The following is an 18,858-nucleotide window of genomic DNA, read 5'->3' as shown; positions in this document are numbered from 1 at the left end:
TATGGGCGCTGTCTATTTCTACCACCTGACCCGCCAGCCGTTGGAGCACACCTTGCCCGCGCTGCTGGACAAGGCGCGGCAAGCCGGGTGGCGGATAGCCGTGCGGGGTACTGACCCTGCACGGATGGACTGGCTGGATGAAAAACTGTGGCTGGGCCCCGAGGACGGATTCTTGCCGCATGGTCGCGCTGGTGGCCCGCACGACGCGGACCAGCCGATCCTGCTGACCACCAGCGCCGTGGCGGGAAATGGTGCGACCTGTATCATGGCTGTGGATGGCGCGCCGGTCGAAGCGGAAGAAGTCGCCGCGCTGGAACGGGTTTGTATCCTGTTCGATGGCAATGACGGCATGGCGGTACAACACGCGCGCGGGCAGTGGAAAGCGCTGACGGATGCCGGATGCTCCGCACAATACTGGTCGGAGGAGTCCGGGCGGTGGGAAAAAAAGGCTGAAGCCTGACCGGCCCGCAATTTTCAGGAGATACGACAATGCAGAAAAAGCCTTTGGGCCGTACCGGAATTATGGTGAGCGATCTGTGCCTTGGTACGATGACATTTGGCTCCCAAACGTCTGAAACGGATGCGCACCGGCAGATGGATATGGCGTTGGACGCGGGGATCAACTTTGTCGACGCGGCGGAAATGTATCCGGTGAACCCTGTCGCGAAAGAAACGATCGGGCGCACCGAAGAGATTTTGGGAAACTGGAATGCCGCCAATCCTACCCGCCGGGGTGATTATGTTCTGGCGACCAAGCATTCCGGCGCGGGGCTGTCCTTTGTCCGCGATGGTGCGCCGATCACCGCCCGCACCATACCCGAAGCGATTGAGGGGTCTTTGCGACGTTTGCAGACCGGGTATATCGACCTCTATCAGTTTCACTGGCCCAATCGGGGCAGCTATATGTTTCGGCAGAACTGGGATTATGCGCCGTCTGGCGAAAACACAGATGAAGTGCTGAGCAACATGCAAGAGTGCCTTGAGGCATTGCAGGCTCAGGTAGACAAAGGCAATATCCGTGCCTTTGGCCTGTCGAATGAAAGCGCTTGGGGAACCGCGCAATGGCTGCGGCTGGCCGACCAAATGGGGGCGCCGCGCGTGGCATCGGTGCAGAACGAGTATTCATTGCTGTGCCGCCATTTTGACACCGACCTGGGTGAGTTGAGTGTGCATGAAGATGTTGGGCTGATGGCTTTTTCCCCGTTGGCGGCAGGCTTTCTGACCGGAAAGTACCAAAATGACTGCGTTCCCGACGGATCGCGTATGTCCTTTGTGCCTGAGATGGGAGGCCGGAAATCCGGTCGTGTTTTCGAGGCGGTTGCAGCTTATCTGGACATCGCCGCACGGCATGGTCTGGATCCGGTGCATATGGCGTTGGCGTGGTGCCGGACGCGCCCGTTCATGATGTCGGCAATCTTCGGGGCCACGACCGTTGCACAGCTGGATCATATTCTGGCGGGCGTGGATCTTGAATTATCCAAGGATGTGTTGGCCGAGATCAGCAGGGCACATCGGGCGCACCCGATGCCGTTTTAGGGGCTCTGCCCCCGTCGCCTTTGGCGACGCCCCCGGGATATTTTTGGCCAGATGAAGAAGGATCCGGTCAGTGATGGGTGGGATGCGCGCGTTCGTGTCTCAGGTCGCGGGCCGATTGACCGTGGGCGGTGCGGAAAGCGCGGGCAAAGCTGGATTGCGAGGCAAAGCCGGTGGCGAGCGCCACATCCATCAGTGGCATGTCGGTGTCGGTGACCAGACGGCGGGCCTCGGCCAGGCGCAGTTGCAGATAGTGGTCCTGCGGCGTCGTGTTCAGGCGTAGTCGGAACTGTTGTTGCAGCGTCCGTGGGCTGGTGCCCAGGCGGTCTGCGATAAAGGCCAGCGGCAGGGGATCATCAAGTGACGCTTGCATCATCGAGTTGGCCTTGGCGGTCAGTGCTGTGTGGCGATGGGGTGCGCCTGTGCGGCTTTGCGGTTTTCCAGGGTCCGGAGCACCATCGTAAAGGAACAGGCCCGCAACGCGCGCGGCGAAACTTGCGCCATGACGGGCGGCGATGATGTGCAGCATCATCTCGACAGCCGGAATTGCGCCACCCGAAGTTAGTCGATTGCCCGAAACGGTGAAGCGGTCGGTGCGCACATCAACTTCGGGAAACCGCGTGGCGAAATTTTCTAGGTCTTCCCAGTGGGTTGTTGCCAGATGGCCATCCAGTAGCCCGGCCTCGGCCAGGAGCCACGGGCCGCCATCAATGCCTGCCATCGTTGCGCCTGTGCCCGCGATGCGCCGCAGACCAGCCAGCAGGCTTGGGGTGGCGTGGCGGGCCAGTTGGAACCCGGCGACCACGATCATCAGGTCGCAGGATTGCAACCGGGCCAGTGGAATACCGGGCACTTGCAACGCACTGGTCAGAATCGCGGGTTCTGGCGTCGCGGTTACATAGTCCCAATCAAAGGCCGGGCGGTCCGCCAGACGGTTCGCGGCCCGCATCGGGTCCACCGCAGAGGCAAAGCTGAGCGTGTTGCATTCGTCCAGCACAAGCACCGCGGTTTTCAAGGCGCGGTGTTCCGGTTGCAGTATGTTTTTTGCGGATTTCATCAAGTTTGATTCGCATATTGCCAAGTGGTTTTCCCAAAGCTGCGCCAGAGTCGGGTCAGAACGCAAATCGGAATCCGGGGAAAAGCCTGGGGAAAACCCAAGGCAAAACCGGGTATAACTTGGGGAAAACACCATGCCTCTGGAAATGAACCGTGAAGTCTTTATTACCTGTGCCGTAACCGGCTCGGGCGGGACGCAGGACCGCAGCCCGCATGTGCCGCGGTCGCCGCAGCAGATCGCCGACAGCGCAATCGCTGCCGCCAAGGCCGGGGCGGCAGTGGTACACTGCCACGTGCGCGACCCCGAGACCGGTGTGCCAAGCCGCCGGTTGGATCTGTATCGCGAGGTGACAGACCGCATCCGCGACGCTGATGTGGACGTCGTATTGAATCTGACGGCCGGCATGGGCGGCGACATCGTGTTCGGCGGTGTTGAAAACCCGTTTCCCGTGGCCGCGGGCACTGACATGGTCGGAGCATCCGAACGTGTGGCGCATATTGCCGAATGTTTGCCCGAGATATGCACCTTGGACTGCGGCACAATGAACTTTGCCGAGGCCGATTATGTTATGACGAATACGCCTGGTGCGCTGCGCTCCATGGGCAAAATGATGACCGACCTGGGTGTCAAACCCGAGATCGAAGCCTTTGACACTGGCCACCTGTGGTTTGCAAAGCAACTGGTGAAGGAAGGGATTCTGGCACCCAACGCTTTGGTCCAACTGTGCATGGGGGTACCGTGGGGCGCGCCGGATGATCTGAATACCTTTATGGCGATGGTGAACAACGTGCCGGATGACTGGACCTTCAGCGCGTTTTCACTGGGACGGAACGAGATGCCGTTTGTCGCGGCTTCGGTTTTGGCGGGCGGCAATGTGCGCGTTGGGCTTGAGGACAACCTCTGGCTGGATAAGGGCGTAATGGCCGAGAACTGGCAACTGGTGGAACGTGCGGGATCCATCATCGAGAATATGGGCGCGCGCGTGATCGGCCCTGACGAAGTCCGTGCGAGCCTGGGGCTGACCAAGCAGGCACCTGTTGCAAAATAATGGACACGCGGGATTTGGGGGCCAGCCCCCAAGCCCCCGGAGTATTTCTAAAAAGATGAAACATGCGCAGCCAGTAGGTGGGAAATCATGAAAACGGCAGCAATTATTGGGGGCGGAGTTATCGGTGGTGGATGGGCCGCGCGGTTCCTGCTCAATGGCTGGGATGTGCGGGTGTTTGACCCTGACCCCGAGGCGGAACGCAAGATTGGCGAGGTGCTGGACAACGCAAGACGGTCCTTGCCGGGGCTGAGTGACGTTCCGTTGCCAGCCGAGGGTGTGCTGAGCTTTCACAGCGACATGGCCGAAGCGGTTAAGGGTGCGCGTTGGATACAGGAGAGCGTGCCGGAACGTCTGGATTTGAAACTGAAGGTTTACAAAGGCTTGCAGGAGGCTTGCGATCCGGGCGCGATCATTGGATCCTCGACCAGCGGGTTCAAGCCGTCCGAACTTCAGGACGGAGCGCTGCGCCCCGAGCAGATCGTGGTGACGCACCCCTTCAACCCGGTTTACCTGTTGCCTTTGATCGAGCTTGTACCAACGGACAAGAACCCGCCCGAAATGATCGAACAGGCGCAGGACCTGTTGAAATCGCTCGGGTTTTTCCCGCTGCACGTCAAGAAAGAGATCGATGCGCATATTGCCGACCGGTTCCTGGAAGCTGTCTGGCGCGAGGCGCTTTGGCTGGTCAAGGATGGCATTGCGACGACCGAGGAGATTGACGAGGCCATCCGTATGGGGTTCGGCATCCGCTGGGCGCAGATGGGTCTGTTCGAAACCTACCGCGTGGCCGGTGGCGAGGCGGGGATGCGGCATTTCATGGCGCAGTTCGGGCCTGCCTTGAAATGGCCGTGGACCAAGCTGATGGATGTTCCCGAGTTCACTGACGAACTGGTCGATTTGATCGCCAATCAATCTGACGCACAATCCGGGATGCATTCGATCCGAGAGCTGGAGCGTATTCGCGACAACAACCTTGTTGGCATGATGCGGGCCCTCAAGGCGCAGAATTACGGCGCGGGGGCGGTGCTGAACCAACATGATGCACGGTTGAAACCCGGTGCGCTGCCGACGCTGGATCAAGCGGATCTTAGCCAGCCCATCCTGACCCTGTCGCGGGCTGTTCCACTGGACTGGACGGATTACAACGGCCACATGAACGAAGCGAGATATCTGGAGGCCTTTGCCGCCGCCACCGATCGGTTCATGGAAATCATCGGATGCGATGCGGATTACATTGCCTCAGGCGGCAGCTATTTCACAGCGGAGAACCACATTCGCTATTTGGATGAAGCTCATGCCGGTGCAAAAATCGACGTGCGCACGCAGATGCTGTTGGGGCAGGGCAAGAAGCTGCATGTGTTCCACAGCATGTATGAGGACGACAAGCTGCTGGCCACGGGTGAAAGTTTTCTGCTGCATGTCAGCCTGGAAACCCGCCGCCCCAGCGCGCCATCTGCTGAAATCGAAGCGGCTATGGCACGGGTTGCAGAGGCTCAGGCCGGATTGCCTTATCCCGAGGGCGCAGGCGCAGCGATCAGGAAGTCTTCATGACGCGCCGGGTTCTGGTGACGGCTGGCGCGTCAGGCGTCGGCCGGGCCATGGCCGAGGCGTTTGACGCGGTTGGCTATGACGTCCGGGTTACTGATATCGATCAGGCGGCGTTGGATACTTTACCCGATCATTGGATCGGGCATCAAGCCAATGCTGCGGACGAGGCTGACATGCGCGCGGTATTTGACGCCGTCCGTTCGACAGGCGGGTTGGATGTGCTCTGCGCCAATGCCGGTATTGCCGGCCCGACAAATGCCATTGAGAATATTGATCTGGACGCGTGGCGTGCTTGTGTCGCGGTCAATCTGGACGGTGCATTTCTGGCGGCAAAATATGCAGCGCCGCTGATGAAAACGGCGCGGGCGGGCAGTATCATTCTGACCTCGTCGACAGCCGGGCAGTATGGCTACCCGTTCCGGGCGCCCTATGCGTCGGCAAAATGGGCGGTCATCGGGTTGATGAAGACGCTGGCGATGGAGTTGGGGCCCTATGGCATCCGTGCCAATGCCATTTGTCCGGGCGCAGTTGAAGGCCCTCGGATGGAAGGCGTTCTGACCCGCGAGGCTGCAGCCAAGGGCATGACCCGTGACGAGGTCTATCGGGGCTATGCCTCGGGCACCTCAATGGGGCGCTTCGTCGAAGCGCTGGATGTCGCCAATATGGCAGTCTTCCTTGCCTCAGATGCGGCACGTCTGGTTTCAGGACAGGTGATTGCGGTGGATGGCCACACGGTCAACCCGGACCCGAAATTGTAACTCAGCCCTGGTTTGGACCACGGATCTGGCGGATGGTCTGACGGACCGCCTGCCAGTCCTGTGCTTCTTGCCGATTTCCGGCAGCTTCGCATTCGCGCATTTTTTGCGCGGCTTCGGCCTCGGCTTGATCTCCATGTGCCGCAAAAAGTGCACGTGCGTATTGAGCGGTTTGAATTGCGTCCATTCCTGTGCTCCTCCGTCTGTGTTCGGAATGCCTTATGGTTCGCGCCAAAGTAGAATAGCACAGGTTGGATGGTGCTGCATCACCAGTCGCGGGAAACCGCCGTTCTGAGGCGACGCAGATGGTTTGGAAAGTCCCGGGCGGCCACGTCGGCCTCGCGTACCAGTGTGTCGAAATGGCGTGAGAATGTCTCGATCCGATCCCGGTCGCGGAAGGCCATATAGTGACTTCCTGCGTAAAATACACAAAGCAGCGGGCCGAAAATCGTCACGGGTGCGGAATAAAGCCGTTTTGCGTCAAACAGATAGATACGCATCCGCGGATAGAGCTGTTCGCACAGCGCCAACAGGTGATCGATCTGTTCCAGCCGAACCTCGGGGCTGAGACCCTGATAATACCCAGTGGCGCTTGCAAAGCTTTCGATTTCGAATAGCGGCATGGCGATCTCATAGTCTGACTGGGCGCTGCGCATCCATGCCAGACGATCCGCCGACGCGCCGATGGCTTGGTCAGCGGTCCGGCCCAGATGCGGGGCGTATTCCCATTCCAGTATCGAACGCGTCTTGAGCATGTCGGGCAGGGTGGCCGGGACATAGCGGATTTTGTACCCGGCGGCCTCCTGATGCCACTCGAAGATACGTTCATCGACAAGGGCGCGTGGGGCCTCGGTAAAGGTCAGCGAGCTAGCCAGAAGCTCAGCCGCGCTTTCCGGCCTGTCAGATAGGCTCAGCAACCAGTCGGCCGAAACGCCAAGCGCCGCTGCACATCCGCCAACAACATGTGCGTTGGGCAACCGCGCGCCATGATCTGTCAGCAATTGGGAAACGGTCGAGCGGTCAACGCCAATATTGCGCGCAAGGGCACTTTGGCTGACATGACGCTCTTCCATCGCGCGGGCGAGGCGGAGACGAAATTGCGCGGCACGGTCGCGCTTGTCGATATTTTCCTGCATGCCGTGATTTTTATCACATTTGATTAGTTTTGTTAATCATATTCAGAATTTTCAATGCCGGGGTCCGGATGTAACGCTTTGAGTAAGAAAAAAACGGGGTTCGGAATGGAAACGCGGCGAAGATCAGTCGTGAAAGCAATCGTTTGGAATGTGATGGGGTTGGCGATCATGACAATGGTGGGCTTGATCGCAACAGGCTCGGCCGCTGTAGGAGGGGCGCTGGCGCTGGTGAACACGGCCATCGGCCTGACCATGTACGTGATTTACGAAAGAATTTGGGCAAACATTTCTTGGGGCCGAAATGGCTGACCCCACGACACCCAAATCGCCCGAATGGGGCACGTTTTTCCTGATAGTCTTGTGTTATGCTGCGTGGCTTGCCAGTCTGTTCTGGCTGGCAAACACATCCTTGTGGTTGGCTATCCCTGCTCTGGGTGTTGTTGCGGCTTTGCATTCGTCACTGACGCATGAGGCCCTACACGGGCACCCATTTCGTGCCAAATGGCTGAACGAGGCGTTGATGGCACTGCCGTTGACATTGGCAATTCCGTATAACCGCTTTCGGGACCTGCATCTGGCGCATCATCAGGATGCCACCCTGACAGACCCTTATGACGACCCGGAATCGAATTATCTGGATCCGCATATCTGGTCGGGATTGCCGCGGCTGGCGCAAATGATCCTGAGCCTGAACAACACGTTGTTGGGGCGGATGGTACTGGGGCCCGTCCTTGGTCAGGTTCTGTTTATGCGTGACGAATGGCGTGGGTTGATGCGCGGGGACAGGGCGATCCTGCTGGCATGGGCTGTGCACCTTCCAGGCGCGGCGGTGGTTCTGTGGGTAGTTGCGCAATCGGCCATGCCGGTTTGGGCCTATCTGGTCGCGGCCTATATGGGGCTGTCGCTTTTGAAGATCCGCACGTTTCTGGAGCATCGTGCACATGAAAAATCCCGCGCCCGCACGGTGATAGTCGAAGATCGCGGACCTCTGGCATTTTTGTTTTTAAACAATAACCTACACGTGGTTCATCACATGAATCCGGCGGCTCCGTGGTATCGCTTGCCTGCATTGTACCGCGACGGAAAGGACAGGTACTTGGCTTGCAACGAAGCCTATGTTTACCGGTCCTATGCACAGATATTCCGGCAGTATTTCGTTCGCGCAAAAGACCCTGTGCCACATCCTCTCTGGCCAAAGCCTTGAATTGACGACACAACGGGTGGCATGAGTCTCTGGATCCCCGTCACCATCGCCGCCGCCAGTTTTCAGACTGTGCGTTTCATGCTGCAAAAATCTCTGGCCAGCGTGAAACTATCTGCTGCAGGTGCAACTTTTGCGCGGTTTGCCTATTCCATGCCGTTGGCTGTTATCGGGCTATATGTTGCGTTGCAGATAACCGGGGCGAGCATGCCTCGGCTTGGCAGTTTGTTCTGGCTTTACGCGGTCATCGGAGGGACAGCGCAAATCCTTGCAACGATCTGCGTGGTGGCGTTGTTCAAACAACGTAATTTTGCCGTTGGAATTACCTTCAAGAAAACCGAGGTGATCCAGACCGCGATTGTTGGTTTTTTGGTCCTGGGGGACAGTGTGTCGCGGGGCGCATTGTTCGCGATCCTGTTGGGGTTGATGGCTGTTCTTTTGTTGTCAAAAACACCTGGAGGGGACGGACCCTGGTGGCGCCATCTGACCAATCGGGCTTCGCAATTGGGGCTTGGATCAGGTGTTTTGTTTGCGTTTTCTGCTGTCAGCTATCGTGGGGCTTCACTGCAACTGGGCGATATCGATGCGTGGTTCCGAGCGCTGGTAACATTGGCCGCAGTGGTGACATTCCAGTTCGCCAGCATGGGGATATGGCTGCTGTGGCGCGACCGTGCCGAACTGCGCGCAGTCTGGCAAACGAGAAAGACCGGGGTATTTGTCGGCCTGACCAGCCTCGGCGGCTCGTTTTGCTGGTTCTGGGCCTTCACCTTGCAGAATGCGGCTTATGTCAAAGCGCTGGGGCAGGTTGAGCTGATCTTTAGCCTGATGGCGTCGATCCTGTTCTTCCGCGAGACGATCACCCGGCGCGAAATCGCCGGGATGATGTTGCTTGGGTTTTCGATTTTAGCGCTTGTTCTGGCAATCTAGCTGGCGCGACGTTCGTCAAAGCTGAGCGCGATGAAGCTGGGCAGGTGATCTCCCATGCCCACGACGGCCGGGCCGGTGTCTTCCTTGCGCCCACGACTGCGCCCCTTCGGTTCGCGAACCTTTTTGCCTTCTTTCGGGCTCTCGGGGGCTTTGGCCTTTTTCTCAGGCTTTGGCTGTTCGGGTCTAGGGTCGTCCTGAACCGGGTTGTCTATGCGCGGGATGTCTTTCTGGATCAACTTTTCGATCGCAACCAGTGCTTTTTCGTCGCGTCCCGAACAGATTGTGATGGCTTTACCTTCACGGCCGGCGCGGCCGGTGCGGCCAATGCGGTGCACATAATCCTCGGGGTGGCCGGGGACGTCGAAATTGAACACATGGCTGACGGCTGGCACATCCAGGCCACGCGCAGCAACGTCTGAGGCGACCAGCAGGCGCAATGATCCCTCACGGAAACCGTCCAGTGTTTTCATCCGCTGCGACTGGTCCAGATCGCCATGGATGGCGGCCGCGTTGTAGCCATGTTTCTTCAGGGATTTTGTGCAGATATCAACGTCAGTCTTGCGGTTGCAGAAGATGATCGCATTTGTGCATTTGTCGCCTTCAGCATCGATCAGCGCACGCAGAACCTTGCGTTTGTTGCTGGCTTCGCGGTCCCGACGGCCGCCTTTGAACATGACCACGCCCTGTTCGATGGTCTCGGATGCGGTCGCCTGACGGGCAACTTCGACCCGGGCAGGGGCCGACAGGAACGTGTCGGTGATCCGCTCGATCTCGGATGCCATGGTGGCTGAGAAGAACAGGGTCTGACGGGTGAAAGGTGTCAGCGAGAAGATGCGTTCGATATCGGGGATGAACCCCATGTCGAGCATACGGTCCGCTTCATCCACCACCATGATCTGCACGCCGGTCAGCAACAGCTTGCCGCGCTCGAAGTGATCCAGCAGACGGCCCGGCGTGGCGATCAGAACGTCGACGCCACGGTCAATCAGGGCTTCTTGCTCTTTGAAGCTGACACCACCGATTAACAGCGCTTTGGTCAGTTTCAGGTGTTTGGTATACGTGTCGAAATTCTCGGCCACCTGAGCGGCCAGTTCCCGCGTCGGGCACAAGACCAACGAACGTGGCATACGGGCACGCGCCCGGCCACGGGCCAGCAGTGTGATCATTGGCAGCGTAAAGCTGGCGGTTTTACCCGTGCCTGTCTGGGCTATGCCCAAAACATCGCGCCCTTCCAATGCGGGCGGAATCGCACCTGCCTGGATCGGAGTTGGGGTTTCGTATCCGGCTTCCTCAATGGCTTTGAGGACCTTCGGGTTCAGGTTCAGTTCGTTAAACTTTGTCATGTAAGTCCGGTTGAATGCGGACACTTGACCTGGCCCGCGCGTATAAGATGTGCCGGGCCCGGATGGCCATGCGCGTGATGCGACATTTCGGCTTGGACGCGGACATAACAAAAACGTTGGTCGGGGTCAAATGAAGACCGCTGCATCAGGGTTTCATCGAGACAGGTTCGAGTTTTGCGCAACAATTCAGCAACTTCCGGGAAAGTGTTTCGCCAATTTCCCGTCCAGATTCAACACGCGGTGGCGGATTAGCCCATTCTGCTCCAGCCGGGCGCGGACATCTGGGTCACCGCCGCTCATCTCGTTAAAGAACGCGCGCAGCCCGTCCTCGCCGTGTTCGCTTTCAATCCAGCTGAGCAATTCATTCTTGTTCAGCCCCCCCATCTCGCGCGGGGCATTCGGGGCCATGCCAGCCTGATACGAGCCGCGATCCAAGCGGAACGGATAATGTGTGATCCAGTGGTCCCAGTCCGGCGCGTGGCGGTGGCATAGATCGACCTGCGCAAGTTCGTATTTACACGGCAGCAATTTCCCGTTCTGAAACAGGTTGTGGATACGAAAACTCAGACGTTTCAATCCCGTGCGCGCAAACAACTTGCCCTGTACATGGCTGAGGAACCCGCCAAGGACGAAAGCCCCATAGTTGGGATAAAGCATCTCAATCAGCTGTGTTCGGGCCGGGCTTTGTGGAACATGCGCCTTGTACAGGTCTTCGCCGCCTGCCAGCGCCTCGATTGGGCGGACACGGGCGGCGTGAACCTTGTCCCCGATATCGCGCAACACATCCGAGATTGGGGTCGGTGACCACAGAAACTCGTCAACATCGATATGGGTCAGCCAATCCAGGTGCGTGTCGCGATAGGCGTATGTCGCGTTGACCGATTGGCGAACCTGGTGCTTGTCCGGTCGTGTGCGTTTTAGCTTTTGCCAATAGGCGTCATCACAAACCTGTACGCAAACACTGGGATGTGCCTTCAGCGCCTCGAATGTGCGCTGGTTCGGTTCATCCAGATAGATGTAGATGGTCTCGGCGCCCAGATCGATGTGATGGGCCACGAACCGAAGGACATCCTCGGTCGGGCCCCTGACCATCGACACGACACCCCATGTGGTCATGTGCGCTGCGCGCGCGCTTTGCGCATGAGTTTCAGGCGGCGAAAGACACCGCCGGGATCTCTGTTGAGCTCGGTCATCAAGTGATCGACCAGCGGCGCGATGGTGGTGTCGCTTAGGGCCTTGGTCCAGACCGGAGCAATCAGATTGACGTCCAGCCCGCCACTTCCAAGGGAAAACCCTTTCATCTGATAGGGCAGCGGGACGCGTTTCAATTTTTGATACGGAAATGGTGTTTCCGGGATCAGCCCGGAAAAGCGCCTCTCGAACTCATAAAGCTTCATCATGCCGAACAACATGCGCAGCGCATGACCAACCTCGCGCTGGGTTGCAGTTTGACCGTGGTCCGCAAAGGTTTGAACCGACGAGACCAGCCACCGCAGATCAAGCGCGGACAGAAGGTGGTCCGACTGTTCGTCCCAAAGGCGGCAAAACAGAAGCGGGGCGTGGCGCGGGAAGGACCGCTTTCGCAGGTTCGAGATCAACTGGGCATTCAGGAAGGCAAGTTCCGAATTTCCGACAAATTCCCGCGCAATCAGAGCACGCTTGCGATCCCAGCTTGTATTGGGCTTCGGTGGGGGCACAGTTGCACTTTCGGGCAATGTGCGACCGGCCATTTCAATAAGGTCAATGTCAAGGTCAGGCAACGAGGTGGTGCCGAACTGAAACGGGCTGCGCCTGTTTTCATACCTGTCCAGCATGTCGGGCAGACCGCCGGGGAAAGTCAGTTCATCCTTGCTCATGCGCGCAGAATTGCACAGGCTGACTCGGCTGTGCAATCAGTCAGTTGGATCACACCATCATCTCTTTGGTGGCGGTCAGGTTCAGGGCGGGATAGTCCCGAACCACCCGGTCGATGTCCCATTGCAGCCGGGTCAGATAGACAATGTCGCCGTCATGGTCGTGCGCGATGTGCTGCTTGTTTGCATTCACAAACTTTTCGACCTCGGCCTTGTCACCACTGACCCACCGGGCCGAGGTGAACTGAGACGCCTCGAAACGCACGGGCAGGCCGTATTCCATCTCGATCCGGCTGGCGAGCACTTCGAATTGCAACGCGCCGACGACACCCACGATAAAGCCCGAGCCAATCGAAGGTTTGAACACCTTTGCCGCGCCTTCTTCGGCAAACTGCATCAGGGCCTTTTCCAGATGCTTGGCCTTCATCGGATCGCCCGCGCGGACGCCTTGCAGCAGTTCCGGCGCGAAAGAGGGGATGCCGGTGACGCGCAGCGCCTCACCTTCGGTCAGCGTGTCACCGATGCGCAGCTGGCCGTGGTTGGGAATGCCGATGATGTCACCCGCCCAGGCCTCTTCTGCCAGTTCCCGGTCAGATGCCAGAAACAGCACTGGGTTTGAAATCGCCATCGGTTTCTTTGACCGCACATGAGTCAGTTTCATGCCGCGTTTGAAATGGCCTGATGCCATGCGGACAAAGGCCACCCTGTCGCGGTGCTTGGGGTCCATGTTGGCCTGCACCTTGAAAACAAAGCCCGCGACCTTCTTTTCATCCGGCGATATCTGGCGGGGTTCGGCGGACTGAACCTGCGGCTGTGGGCCATAAGCGCCGATGCCTTCCATCAGTTCCTTGACGCCGAACGAGTTGATGGCCGAGCCGAACCAGATCGGGGTCATATGCCCTTCAAGCACCGCCTGCGGGTTCAGCGCGGGCAGCAACTCGCGCGCCATCTCAACCTCTTCCAGCAGCTTTTCCAGCAGGTGCGCAGGAATATGTTCCGACAGTTTCGGGTCATCAAGCCCGTTAATCTCGATGCTCTCTGCCACCTTGTTGCGGTCGGCGCGGTCCATCAGCTCCAGCCGGTCGCGCAGCATGTCGTAGCAGCCGATGAAATCACGACCTACGCCAATTGGCCATGCGGCGGGGGTGACGTCGATGGCCAGCATCTCTTGAATTTCGTCGATGATCTCGAACGTATCGCGGCTTTCGCGGTCCATCTTGTTACAGAAGGTCAGAATCGGCAGATCACGCAGGCGGCAGACCTCGAACAGCTTTTGCGTCTGGCTTTCGACACCCTTCGCGCCGTCGATCACCATCACGGCCGCATCCACGGCCGTCAGCGTGCGGTAGGTATCTTCCGAGAAATCGCTGTGGCCGGGCGTGTCAACAAGGTTGAACCGGAAATTGCCATAGTCGAACGACATGGCCGATGCGGAAACCGAGATTCCGCGATCCTTCTCCATCTGCATGAAGTCCGAGCGTGTCCGCCGGGCCTCGCCCTTGGCGCGCACCTGACCAGCCATCTGAATGGCGCCCCCGTAAAGCAGGAACTTTTCAGTCAGCGTCGTCTTGCCCGCATCCGGGTGCGAGATGATGGCGAATGTCCGGCGACGGGCAATCTCGGGCGGCAGGGCAGGTTGGTTCGAGGTATCAAGCATGACCGCGCGTATAGGCGGGGAATCCTGCCGAAGCAAGACAAAGGGGGTGGTTCGAATCACAGGCTTGTGGTTATAGGAACATATAGTGAACAAATTGTGGAGAAGACCAATGGATTTGAAAGAGATTGCCAATGAATTGGTGGCTGGCTGCCGTGAGGACCGCGCCAAGGAAAATCTTGAGAAATTGTATGCGCCGGACGCAGTTTCTGTTGAAGCGGTCGATTACTCAGGCATGGGGCGCGAAGTACAAGGGCGTGACGCGATCCGTGGCAAACATGAATGGTGGGAAGGAGCCCACGAGGTTTCTGGCGCTTCGGTCAGCGACCCGTTTGTGCACGGCGAAGACCGCTTTGCGGTGATTTTCGAAGTGCAGGGTAAGGTAAAGGAAACCGGCGAAGCCTTTGATATGCGGGAAGTGGGTGTCTATCACGTCGCAGATGGCAAGATCGTACGCGAAGAGTTCTTCTACTGATCCCAAGCCATTTCTGGTCTTCCCTGTCTGGCCGATGCTAGACATGCGGTAATGACTGACAGGGAGGATCCGATGGACCTTGGAATAAAAGGAAAGCGCGCGCTGGTCTGTGCCAGCAGCAAAGGGCTGGGTTTGGGCTGTGCCGAGGCTTTGGCTGAGGCTGGCGTAAATCTTGTGATGAATGCGCGTGGTTCGGACGCTTTGGAGAGCGAGGCGGCACGCCTCAGGTCAGAGCATGGCGTCGAGGTACAAACAGTCGCGTGTGACGTGACGACTGCGGAAGGGCAGGCGCGGGTGATCGAAGCGGCGCAGGGCGTTGATATTCTTGTGACAAATGCTGGTGGACCGCCGCCGGGGTTATGGTCGGACTGGGAGCGTGATGATTTCATCAAGGCGCTGGATGCCAATATGTTGACCCCCATTGCGTTCATGAAAGCGCTGCTTCCCGGAATGATGGACAAAGGTTGGGGGCGGGTGGTGAACGTCACCTCACAATCCGTGCGCGCGCCAATTGCGGTGCTGGGGCTTTCGAATGCAGCCCGCACGGGTTTGACCGGATATGTCGCGGGAACTTCACGCCAGGTTGCACCGCATGGCGTGACCATCAACAACCTGCTGCCTGGCATTCACGCAACGGATCGCGCGGATGCGCTGGACAGCGGCGTGGCTTCCCAGCAAGGCATCTCGATCGAAGACGCCCGCGCAAACCGTTCGGCGACCATTCCTGCACGACGCTATGGAACGCGGCAGGAATTCGGGGCTGCCTGCGCGTTCCTGTGCTCTCAACATGCGGGGTTCATCGTTGGTCAGAACATTCTGCTGGATGGCGGCGCAACCAATTTGACGATGTGACCATGGCGCAAGGGTTTTCGTTGAAAGATCAGATGTTCAACGCTGAGAAAGTGAATTATCTCAGCGGTTTGTTTTCCGATTCTCATGCAGAATTTGATGCTCTGGCATTCCGATCTGCGGTCATGTCGCGATTGCTGGAGTTAGAGCTGAAGGATCGGATCATCTGGATCGCCACTTGCCTGCAACAGGCGGTGCCCGGTGATTTGCCTGCTGTTGCCCCGACGATCCTGCGCGCCTTGCCCGCACCTTTGGATCCGACGAAAACGGATGACGATTTTGGCGATTTCATCTTTGCGCCGGTCGGTGAGTGGGTAGCGATCATAGGTCTTGAGCATGTTGATCTGGCTTTAGACGTGATGGAGGAACTGACACAGAGGTTTTCCATGGAATGGGCAATCCGACCGTTCCTGAACCATGACCCGGACCGGGTGTTGCGGCGGATGCAGGACTGGTGCTCTCATGACAGTTACCATGTGCGCAGGCTGGTCAGCGAAGGTACGCGCCCCCGATTGCCATGGGGGCAGGCGGTCGCATTGGGTTTGCAGGACCCGCTGCCGTTGCTGGACAAGTTGCACATGGATTCGACGCGGTATGTCACCCGGTCCGTATCCAATCACCTGAATGACATCACCAAGAAAGACCCGGATCTGGTATTGGATCGCCTGACGGCGTGGCGCAGCCAGGGTCATCAGAATCAGGACGAGCTGGACTGGATGACGTCACACACCCTGCGCGGGCTTGTGAAAGCGGGGCATCCTGAAGCGATGAAGATGTTAGGTTATGACCCGGAGGCGGAAATTGAGGTCGCGGTCAACCTGACTTCCGAAGCTCGGATTGGGGACGCTCTGGCCTTTTCGGTCACTTTGAAAGGGGTTGGAGAGCTGCCAGTTCTGGTTGACTATGTCATTCATTTTCAAAGACCTGGCGGGAAAATCTCAGCCAAGGTGCACAAGTTGAAGCAGGCGGCTTTGAAGAATGGGAAAATGACGTTGGAAAAACGCCACAAGTTGAAGGGCGACGCCACAACATTCAAGTTGGTCCCCGGCGCACACCGGCTTGAGGTTCAGGTGAATGGCAAGATTCGCGCGGGCGTGGACTTCGACCTGCTTGGGTAAAGCCGCGCGGGACCGCTCACGCTTTCGTCAAAAACGCCTTTCCCGGATTGCGAACCCCCGGCGGCTGCATTAGCTCGGACATGACCATTTGCGAGGGAAAAGCGCGATGAAACATGAATCGGTGCAGAACTATTATGGTGAAGTCCTGCAAAGCAGTGCTGACTTGCAGACCAATGCATGCTGCACGCCTGACGACATGCCCGGTCATGTCAAAAAGATCCTTTCAAAGATTCATGACGACGTACTGACACGCTACTATGGTTGCGGTCTGATTGCCCCACTTGATCTGGAAGGCATGTCGATCCTTGATCTGGGGTGTGGGGCCGGGCGGGATGTATATGCCTTGTCCGCCATGGTCGGCGAGACGGGCCGGGTGGTGGGAGTCGACATGACGCCCGAACAACTGGACGTCGCCCGCGCGCATCAGGAATATCACGCCGAAGCATTTGGATATTCCCGCAGCAATGTGGAATTCCATCACGGCTATATCGAAAAACTGGACGAGCTTGATCTGGAACCCGGATCGTTCGATATCATCGTCTCGAACTGTGTGATCAACCTGGCCACGGATAAGAATGCGGTTCTGCGCGGCGCGCATCGGTTGTTGAAAGAGGGCGGCGAGATGTATTTCTCGGATGTCTATGCTGACCGCCGTATTCCGCAGGCGATGGCCGAAGACGAAGTTCTTTATGGCGAGTGCCTGTCCGGCGCGCTTTATTGGAATGATTTCCTTTCAATGGCTCGAACGGCCGGTTTCGGCGACCCGCGCCGTGTGACGCACCGTCCGCTGACGATCGAAAATCCGGTATTGGAAGAGCGTGTTGCGCCGTTGAAGTTCCTGTCCGCGACATACCGACTGTTCAAACTGCCCGCATTGGAACCGGCTTGTGAAGATTATGGGCAAGCCGTGATCTATAAGGGAACCGTGCCGAACGCACCGCATGAATTTGTTCTGGATGACCATCACGTTATCGAATCCGGCAAGGTGTTTCCGGTCTGCGGCAACACCTGGATGATGCTGAAAGACACCCGATTTGCCCGTCACTTTGAATTTGTCGGCGATTTTTCGACCCATTATGGCATTTTCGAAGGCTGCGGTGGCGAAAGCCCTTTTGAAGCCGTGGGTGCATCTGTCGCTTCTGGCGGGTGTTGCTGATCCCTTGCACCTGAGGGGCGGGGTTGCTATCCCCGCTCAAGCCCGATGGATTTGATCGGGAAAGGCAACGGGGTCCATCGGTGACAGGTAACGCAATTCCACCGCGTCTGGAAATTCGCAACATTATCCGTCGGTTTGAGGGGCGGGTTGTTGTGGATGATGTTTCGCTGACCGTTCAGGCAGGCAAGGTGACCTGTCTGCTGGGGCCGTCGGGCTGCGGGAAATCCACCACGTTGCGCATGATCGCCGGGGTCGAGATGCAGGACTCGGGTGAGATTTATGTTGATGGCAAGCTGATCTGCGACACCGTGTTCCGGGTGCCTCCGGAACGGCGCGAGATCGGACTGATGTTTCAGGACTTTGCACTGTTCCCACATCTGAGCGTGGCCAAAAACGTGGCCTTCGGCCTTAAGGGCAACAAGGACGAAAAACGCGCCCGGGTCGAGGAGTTGTTGCAGAAGGTCGACCTGATGCGGTTCATCGATGGTTTTCCGCATCAACTATCGGGTGGCGAGCAGCAACGCGTGGCGTTGGCGCGTGCCCTGGCGCCGCGCCCGCGCATCATGCTGATGGACGAGCCGTTTTCGGGCCTCGACAACCGTTTGCGTGATGGTATCCGTGACGAAACGCTGGCCATTCTCAAGGAAGAAGATGCCGCCGTACTGCTGGTCACGCACGAGCCGGAAGAAGCGATGCGCATGGCCGACGAGATCGCCCTGATGCGGCGTGGCAAGATCGTGCAACAGGGCGCTCCCTATAACGTCTATACGCGTCCTGCAGATAAGGCAGCGGTGGCTTTTTTCAGTGATGTAAACGTCTTGCGGGCGCAAGTGAATGGCGCATTGGCGGATACGCCCTTTGGTCAGTTCCTGGCGCCGGGCATTCAGAATGGTACGGATGTCGAGATCGTTTTTCGCCCTCAGCACATCAAGCTGGACTTCGACCGCAACGGCAAGGGGCCATTGCCGACACCAACAGATGGTGTGGCAGCCCGTGGTGTCGTTGAACGTGCGCGATTTCTGGGCAATGAAAGCCTGGTAGAGTTTCGCATGGACTATGATGGTTCGATCCTGAAGGCGACGGTTCCAAACGTGTTTGTCCCCAACCCGGGCCGGGTGATGTGGCTGACCATACGCCGCGACAGGTGTTTCGTTTTTCCCGAGACTAGGCGCTGATCCTTCGATTTCCACCCAAGTGGTGCGCGA

At 58.1% G+C, this 18,858-nt stretch carries 20 protein-coding genes; 13 read left to right on the top strand and 7 right to left on the bottom strand.

Annotated elements, in window-relative coordinates:
* Position 1 precedes the first annotated feature (1 nt).
* Together ACR0LL_RS05785 and ACR0LL_RS05780 are read left to right on the top strand one after the other, a co-directional pair.
* On the top strand, positions 2-460 hold the full coding sequence (locus ACR0LL_RS05785) for a DNA polymerase III subunit chi (RefSeq protein WP_480584645.1): 459 nt from the start codon (positions 2-4) through the stop codon (positions 458-460).
* 29 nt (positions 461-489) lie between these two features.
* Positions 490-1,536 carry an aldo/keto reductase gene (locus tag ACR0LL_RS05780; RefSeq protein WP_480584642.1) on the top strand — a complete coding sequence of 349 codons (1,047 nt, stop codon included), beginning with the start codon at positions 490-492 and terminating at the stop codon, positions 1,534-1,536.
* Positions 1,537-1,603: 67 nt separating this feature from the next.
* Here the strand turns inward: ACR0LL_RS05780 and ACR0LL_RS05775 are convergent, their stop codons facing one another.
* Positions 1,604-2,590, bottom strand: a complete 987-nt coding sequence (locus ACR0LL_RS05775) for a GlxA family transcriptional regulator (protein ID WP_480584639.1) — start codon at positions 2,588-2,590, stop codon at positions 1,604-1,606.
* Between the two features lie 133 nt (positions 2,591-2,723).
* On the opposite strand from ACR0LL_RS05775, the gene bcoG reads away from it, so the two are divergent.
* From bcoG to ACR0LL_RS05760, 3 genes are all read left to right on the top strand, one after another.
* On the top strand, positions 2,724-3,638 hold the full coding sequence (gene bcoG, locus ACR0LL_RS05770; protein WP_480584636.1) for a 3-dehydrocarnitine:acetyl-CoA trimethylamine transferase BcoG: 915 nt from the start codon (positions 2,724-2,726) through the stop codon (positions 3,636-3,638).
* 84 nt (positions 3,639-3,722) lie between these two features.
* Positions 3,723-5,189, top strand: a complete 1,467-nt coding sequence (locus tag ACR0LL_RS05765; RefSeq protein ID WP_480585279.1) for a carnitine 3-dehydrogenase — start codon at positions 3,723-3,725, stop codon at positions 5,187-5,189.
* The gene (locus tag ACR0LL_RS05760; protein ID WP_480584633.1) at positions 5,186-5,944 is read left to right on the top strand and encodes an SDR family oxidoreductase; all 759 of its coding nucleotides are present in this window, start codon (positions 5,186-5,188) and stop codon (positions 5,942-5,944) included. Before ACR0LL_RS05765 ends, ACR0LL_RS05760 begins: the two co-directional genes overlap by 4 nt.
* A gap of 1 nt (position 5,945) precedes the next feature.
* On the opposite strand, the gene ACR0LL_RS05755 is transcribed toward ACR0LL_RS05760, so the two are convergent.
* Together ACR0LL_RS05755 and ACR0LL_RS05750 are read right to left on the bottom strand one after the other, a co-directional pair.
* Positions 5,946-6,128 (bottom strand): hypothetical protein, encoded by a 183-nt coding sequence (locus ACR0LL_RS05755; RefSeq protein WP_480584630.1) that lies wholly within the window; start codon positions 6,126-6,128, stop codon positions 5,946-5,948.
* Positions 6,129-6,207: 79 nt separating this feature from the next.
* Entirely contained in the window at positions 6,208-7,077 is an 870-nt protein-coding gene (locus tag ACR0LL_RS05750; RefSeq protein WP_267366129.1) for a helix-turn-helix domain-containing protein, read from the bottom strand.
* A 105-nt stretch (positions 7,078-7,182) separates the two neighbouring features.
* Here ACR0LL_RS05750 and ACR0LL_RS05745 point away from each other — a divergent pair, with 105 nt between their 5' ends.
* From ACR0LL_RS05745 to ACR0LL_RS05735, 3 genes are read left to right on the top strand one after another with little or no spacing between them, the layout of a single operon-like run.
* Entirely contained in the window at positions 7,183-7,386 is a 204-nt protein-coding gene (locus tag ACR0LL_RS05745) for a DUF2061 domain-containing protein (protein ID WP_480485414.1), read from the top strand.
* Positions 7,379-8,281 (top strand): fatty acid desaturase, encoded by a 903-nt coding sequence (locus ACR0LL_RS05740; protein ID WP_480584627.1) that lies wholly within the window; start codon positions 7,379-7,381, stop codon positions 8,279-8,281. The genes ACR0LL_RS05745 and ACR0LL_RS05740 overlap by 8 nt, the downstream gene beginning before the upstream one ends.
* Before the next feature lie 21 nt (positions 8,282-8,302).
* Positions 8,303-9,205, top strand: a complete 903-nt coding sequence (locus ACR0LL_RS05735; RefSeq protein WP_480504901.1) for an EamA family transporter — start codon at positions 8,303-8,305, stop codon at positions 9,203-9,205.
* Here ACR0LL_RS05735 and ACR0LL_RS05730 read toward each other — a convergent pair.
* From ACR0LL_RS05730 to ACR0LL_RS05715, 4 genes are all read right to left on the bottom strand, one after another.
* Positions 9,202-10,548, bottom strand: a complete 1,347-nt coding sequence (locus ACR0LL_RS05730; RefSeq protein ID WP_267366133.1) for a DEAD/DEAH box helicase — start codon at positions 10,546-10,548, stop codon at positions 9,202-9,204. The genes ACR0LL_RS05735 and ACR0LL_RS05730 overlap by 4 nt on opposite strands.
* A gap of 186 nt (positions 10,549-10,734) precedes the next feature.
* Positions 10,735-11,664: a glycosyltransferase family 2 protein gene (locus ACR0LL_RS05725; protein WP_480584624.1), complete on the bottom strand. Its 930-nt coding sequence runs from the start codon at positions 11,662-11,664 to the stop codon at positions 10,735-10,737.
* Complete coding sequence (locus ACR0LL_RS05720) at positions 11,661-12,404, bottom strand: hypothetical protein (RefSeq protein WP_480584622.1); 744 nt, start codon at positions 12,402-12,404, stop codon at positions 11,661-11,663. Before ACR0LL_RS05720 ends, ACR0LL_RS05725 begins: the two co-directional genes overlap by 4 nt.
* Before the next feature lie 49 nt (positions 12,405-12,453).
* The gene (locus tag ACR0LL_RS05715; protein WP_267366522.1) at positions 12,454-14,058 is read right to left on the bottom strand and encodes a peptide chain release factor 3; all 1,605 of its coding nucleotides are present in this window, start codon (positions 14,056-14,058) and stop codon (positions 12,454-12,456) included.
* Between the two features lie 109 nt (positions 14,059-14,167).
* Here ACR0LL_RS05715 and ACR0LL_RS05710 point away from each other — a divergent pair, with 109 nt between their 5' ends.
* The 5 genes from ACR0LL_RS05710 to ACR0LL_RS05690 all read left to right on the top strand — a co-directional run bounded on the left by ACR0LL_RS05710 (position 14,168) and on the right by ACR0LL_RS05690 (position 18,828).
* Positions 14,168-14,530 carry a SnoaL-like domain-containing protein gene (locus ACR0LL_RS05710; RefSeq protein WP_480480611.1) on the top strand — a complete coding sequence of 121 codons (363 nt, stop codon included), beginning with the start codon at positions 14,168-14,170 and terminating at the stop codon, positions 14,528-14,530.
* 72 nt (positions 14,531-14,602) lie between these two features.
* Positions 14,603-15,382 carry an SDR family oxidoreductase gene (locus tag ACR0LL_RS05705; RefSeq protein WP_267366518.1) on the top strand — a complete coding sequence of 260 codons (780 nt, stop codon included), beginning with the start codon at positions 14,603-14,605 and terminating at the stop codon, positions 15,380-15,382.
* A gap of 2 nt (positions 15,383-15,384) precedes the next feature.
* Positions 15,385-16,497 carry a hypothetical protein gene (locus ACR0LL_RS05700; RefSeq protein WP_480585276.1) on the top strand — a complete coding sequence of 371 codons (1,113 nt, stop codon included), beginning with the start codon at positions 15,385-15,387 and terminating at the stop codon, positions 16,495-16,497.
* Positions 16,498-16,603: 106 nt separating this feature from the next.
* On the top strand, positions 16,604-17,653 hold the full coding sequence (locus tag ACR0LL_RS05695; protein WP_480584620.1) for a methyltransferase domain-containing protein: 1,050 nt from the start codon (positions 16,604-16,606) through the stop codon (positions 17,651-17,653).
* Between the two features lie 107 nt (positions 17,654-17,760).
* Positions 17,761-18,828: an ABC transporter ATP-binding protein gene (locus ACR0LL_RS05690; protein WP_480585273.1), complete on the top strand. Its 1,068-nt coding sequence runs from the start codon at positions 17,761-17,763 to the stop codon at positions 18,826-18,828.
* Positions 18,829-18,858 lie beyond the last annotated feature (30 nt).

This window comes from Ruegeria sp. AI2, from assembly GCF_056541275.1.
This window is presented reverse-complemented; position numbering and strand designations above follow the sequence as displayed.